The following is a 4,606-nucleotide window of genomic DNA, read 5'->3' as shown; positions in this document are numbered from 1 at the left end:
TCGGCTCCCGCCTTCGACGCGAACAGCAGTGCTTCCGCAACCGCTTCGATCGTCAGCGCCACGATGATCTGGTTGGCGACCTTGGTCGTCTGGCCGTCGCCGTTGCCGCCGACCAGCGTGATGTTCTTGCCCATCAGCTCGAACAGCGGCTTCGCCCGGCCGAACGCTTCCTCAGGCCCGCCGACCATGATGGTCAGCGACGCCGCCTTGGCGCCGACCTCGCCGCCGGAAACCGGCGCATCCAGATAATCGCAGCCAAGCTCGTTGATCCGCGCCGCGAACTTCTTGGTTTCCAGGGGGGCGATCGAGCTCATGTCGATCACCAGCTTGCCCGGCTTCAGCCCCTCGGCGACGCCGCCGGGGCCGAACAGGGCCGCCTCGACATGGGGAGTGTCCGGGACCATCGTGATGACGACATCGGCCTGTTCCGCCACCTCGCGCCCGGACCGGCAGTCCTTGGCGCCCTTGTCGAGCAGGTCCTGGGGGGCATCCCGTAGGTCGTGGACGTACAGCTCGTGCCCGCCGTCCGCCAGATGGGCGGCCATGGGCCGGCCCATGATGCCGAGCCCGATGAAACCTACCTTCATGAAATCTCTCCCTGTAAGTCCGGCCGGAAAAATCCGTTACGCCGGGTTCCTGAACTTGTTCGCCAGCGCTTCCGACGACTTGACCAGCAGCCCCACGTCGGAACCGACGGCGGTGAAGATGCAGCCCTTTTCGATGAAGTGCCGCGCCAGGGTCTCGTCGCCGGTCAGGATGCCGGCCCGGTTGCCGCAGGCCACGATCCGGCCGATCGCGTCGTCGATCGCGGCGGTCACGTCGGGGTGGCCCGGCTGCCCCAGGTAGCCCATGTCGGCCGACAGGTCGCCCGGCCCGATGAACACGCCGTCCACGCCGGGAACGGCGGCGATCTCTTCCAGGCGGCCCAGCGCTTCCCGCGTCTCGATCTGCACCAGGACGCAGGTTTCCTCCGCCGCCCGTGCGTAGTAGTCCTTCACCCGGCCGAACCGCGACGCGCGCGAGGCCGAGGCGAAGCCGCGTATCCCGTCCGGCGGATAGCGGGTGGCGGCGACCGCTTGGCGAGCCTCCTCCGCATTCTGGACATAGGGGATCAGGAACGTCTGGACGCCCGCGTCCAGGTAGCGCTTGATCACCACCATGTCGTTCCAGGGCGGCCGCACGATCGGGTGCGCGGTTCCGCCGACGGCGGCCTGAAGCTGGCTGAAGACCATCGGCAGGTCGTTCGGCGAATGCTCGGTATCGATCAGCAGCCAGTCGAACCCCGACCCGGCCAGGATCTCGACCGAGATGTTGCTCGACAGGCTCGACCACAGGCCGATCTGCTGCCGGCCTTCCATGATCGCCCGCTTGAACGTGTTGATCGGCATGTCCATGGCGTTTCCTCCCTGTTTTTCGATGAGACGTGTCTTCTTGATGAGACGATGCCGTTCAGTGGATCTCCGGCTCGCCCGCAGCCGCCGTCTTCGCGCCGGTCTCCAGGAAGCTGAAATCGCAGCCCTCGTCGGCCTGGGAGACGAACTGCGAGAACATCGCCCCGTACCCGCGCTCGAACCGCGACGGCGGCGCCTTCCATTCCGCCTTCCGGCGGGCCAGCTCGTCCTCGCTTACCCGAAGCTCCAGCCGGCGGGCGGGAATGTCCAGCTCGATCACGTCGCCGTCGCGCACCAGCGCCAGCGGACCGCCGATGAAGGCTTCCGGCGCCACGTGAAGCACGCAGGCGCCGTAGCTGGTGCCGCTCATCCGCGCGTCCGATATCCGCAGCATGTCGCGGACACCCTGCTGAAGCAGCTTCTTCGGGATCGGCAGCTGGCCCCATTCCGGCATGCCCGGCGCTCCCAGCGGTCCGGCGTTGCGCAGCACCAGCACGGAAGTCGCGTCCACGTCCAGGTCCGGATCGTCGATCCGCGCCGCCATGTCGTTGTAGTCGTCGAACACCACGGCCTTGCCGGAATGCCGGTGCAGGTGCGGCTCGGCGGCGGGCGGCTTGATGACGGCGCCCTTGGGCGCCAGGTTGCCGCGCAGCACCGCCAGACTGTCCGACGCCACGACAGGGTTGTCGAGCGGCCGGATGATCTCGTCGTCGAAGACCTTGAAGCCCGCGATATTGGCGCCAAGCGTCAAGCCGTTGACGGTTAGGCAGTCGCGGTGGATCAGGTCGCCCAGCCGCGCCAGCATCGCCCGCAGGCCGCCGGCATAGTAGAAGTCTTCCATCAGGAACTTGCCCGACGGCCGAAGGTTCGCGATCAGCGGCGTCTTCCGCGCCAGCTCGTCGAACCGGTCGAGCGTCAGGTCGACGCCGGCCCGCCGCGCCATGGCGATCAGGTGGACGACCGCGTTGGTCGATCCGCCCAGCGCCAGCACGGTGGTCACCGCGTTGTCGAACGCCTGCGGGCTGACGATGTCGGACGGCTTGAGGTCGTTCCACACCATGTCGACGATCAGCTTGCCGGTCAGCGTCGCCATCGCGGCGTGGCGCGAGTCCGGAGCCGGGATGCTGGATGCGCCCGGCAGCGTGAAGCCCAGCGCCTCGACCGCCCCCGTCAGGGTGGATGCGGTGCCCATGGTCATGCAGTGGCCGGCGGAGCGCGCGATGCCCTGCTCCACGCCCTGCCAGTCGTCTTCCGTGATGTTGCCGGCGCGCAGTTCCGCCCAGTACTTCCAGCTGTCGCTGCCCGACCCCAGCACAGCACCGCCCCAGTCGCCGCGCAGCATGGGACCGGCCGGCATGAAGACGGTCGGCAGGTCCATCGAGAAGGCGCCCATCAGCAGGGCAGGGGTGGTCTTGTCGCAGCCGCCCATCAGGACGCAGCCGTCGGCCGGATACGACCTCAGCAGCTCCTCCGTCTCCATCGCCAGGAAGTTGCGGTAGAGCATGGTGGTCGGCTTCTGGAACGGCTCCGACAGCGACATCGCCGGCATCTCGACCGGGAAGCCGCCGGCCTGCCAGACGCCGCGCTTCACTTCCTCGACCCGCTGCTTGAAATGGGTGTGGCAGGGATTGATGTCGCTCCAGGTATTGACGATCGCGATCACCGGCTTGCCGGCATAGTCGGAGCGGTCGTAGCCCATCTGCGCGGTGCGCGACCGGTGCCCGAACGACCGCAGGTCCTTGACCCCGTACCAGCGGTGACTGCGAAGTTCCTCAGGTTTCTTCCTGGTCATTGTCTGCTTCTCCCTCCCAGGCCCGTGGCGCCGGCTTTTCTTTTGGAAACTGTCGACCGTAATGATAACGCTAACAAGGTCATGTTAGCGTTATCATCGCGCTATGTGAAGCTTTTTCCGCTGCTCCAGCACTGCGATACCACAGTAACCACCCCACGGCCCCTAAACGCCGTTCCTCCGCGCGTCTCCAAGGGGGATACGACCGTACACCCCCTTTCCGATGTACGCCTGAAGTGGTAACTTGCCGCCCGAAACGCCCTGTCTGCATTTTGGAACCGATCTGACTGAGGAAGGCCCTATGGCAAAGAAGAAAGATGAAAGCGAGGCTATCGCCAATCAACTCGGCTTTGCGGTGAAGGAACTGAATGCCGTCGCCGAACGCATGCGTGCCGCCGGCTATGCCGAACTGGGCGACGAGATCCAGACCCTCGCCAACAGCGGCGCTTTCTTCGCCGAGGAGTATGCGCGCCTGCGCGCCCTTCAGGTAGCCGCAACGGACGCCGACGGCCAGTAAGGCCGTTCGGCGTCCCTGGTGCCATGTTTGGCTCCCGCAGCCCGGCACATCCTCTCAGACTGCGGCCCCCGCCGTTCCTTCCTTGGCCGTCAGCTCGCGCGCCTCGGCGCTCGCCATCGCAAGACGCTTCTGGCGGCGGCGCTGGAGCTGCTGGTCGGCAAGGACGCCGAGCAGGATCACGGCCCCCATGACGGCGAAGTTCAGCGAACTCGGGATGCCCAGGATGTTCACCAGGTTCTGCAATACCTGGAGCAGGACGGTGCCGAGCACGATGCCGACGATCGATCCCTCGCCGCCACGCAGCGAGCATCCGCCCAGCACCGCCGCCGCGATGGCATAAAGCTCGTAGAAGTTGCCATGCGCCGACGGGGAGACCGACTGCGTATAGAAGACGAAGAAGACGGACGAAATGCCGGCCAGCGTTCCCGCGATGACATAGGCCATGGTGATCACCGTGGTCGTGGGAATGCCGGAGAACCGGGCGGCCTCCTCGTTCTTGCCGACGGCGAACAGGTAGCGGCCATAGACCGACCGGTGCAGCACCACGCTCATGACGACGGCGACGATCACCAGGAAGATGAAGGTGTGCGGGATGTTGTAGGTCCGGCCGGACATCAGCCATTCCAGCGTTTCGTAGCCGCCGCCATAGCCGAACCCTTGGGTGGAGTCTGCCGTATACCATCGCGCGATGCCCCGGTACAGCAGCAGCCCGCACAGGGTCACGACGAAAGGCTGCATCTTGAGGCGGGTCACCAGCAATCCGTGGATGGAGCCGAGAACAGCTCCGGCGGCGATCGTTATCAGCAGGGAGATCGGCCAGGGGATTTCGTAGTTTACCAGCATGTCCAGGAAGAAGATGCCGAGCAGCGCGAACATGAGGGCGCCGCCGACGGCGTAGAACAGGCAGAG

General features: G+C 66.0%; 5 protein-coding genes. 1 reads left to right on the top strand and 4 read right to left on the bottom strand.

What is annotated here, in order from left to right:
- The 3 genes from AC5JJ6_RS32065 to araD all read right to left on the bottom strand — a co-directional run.
- A partial coding sequence (locus tag AC5JJ6_RS32065; protein WP_496045936.1) for an NAD(P)-dependent oxidoreductase occupies positions 1-587 on the bottom strand: 587 nt, incomplete at its 3' end.
- 36 nt (positions 588-623) lie between these two features.
- Positions 624-1,394: an aldolase/citrate lyase family protein gene (locus tag AC5JJ6_RS32060; protein ID WP_496045935.1), complete on the bottom strand. Its 771-nt coding sequence runs from the start codon at positions 1,392-1,394 to the stop codon at positions 624-626.
- 55 nt (positions 1,395-1,449) lie between these two features.
- Positions 1,450-3,183 (bottom strand): L-arabinonate dehydratase, encoded by a 1,734-nt coding sequence (gene araD / locus AC5JJ6_RS32055; RefSeq protein ID WP_496045934.1) that lies wholly within the window; start codon positions 3,181-3,183, stop codon positions 1,450-1,452.
- A 298-nt stretch (positions 3,184-3,481) separates the two neighbouring features.
- Here araD and AC5JJ6_RS32050 point away from each other — a divergent pair, with 298 nt between their 5' ends.
- Positions 3,482-3,697: a hypothetical protein gene (locus tag AC5JJ6_RS32050; protein ID WP_496045933.1), complete on the top strand. Its 216-nt coding sequence runs from the start codon at positions 3,482-3,484 to the stop codon at positions 3,695-3,697.
- 54 nt (positions 3,698-3,751) lie between these two features.
- Here the strand turns inward: AC5JJ6_RS32050 and AC5JJ6_RS32045 are convergent.
- Positions 3,752-4,606: ABC transporter permease (locus AC5JJ6_RS32045; RefSeq protein WP_496045932.1), on the bottom strand; the 855-nt coding region annotated here is incomplete at its 5' end.

This window comes from Skermanella sp. (genome assembly GCF_059503625.1).
The sequence above is the reverse complement of the archived record's forward strand: the minus strand, read 5'-3'. Positions and strand labels throughout refer to the sequence as shown.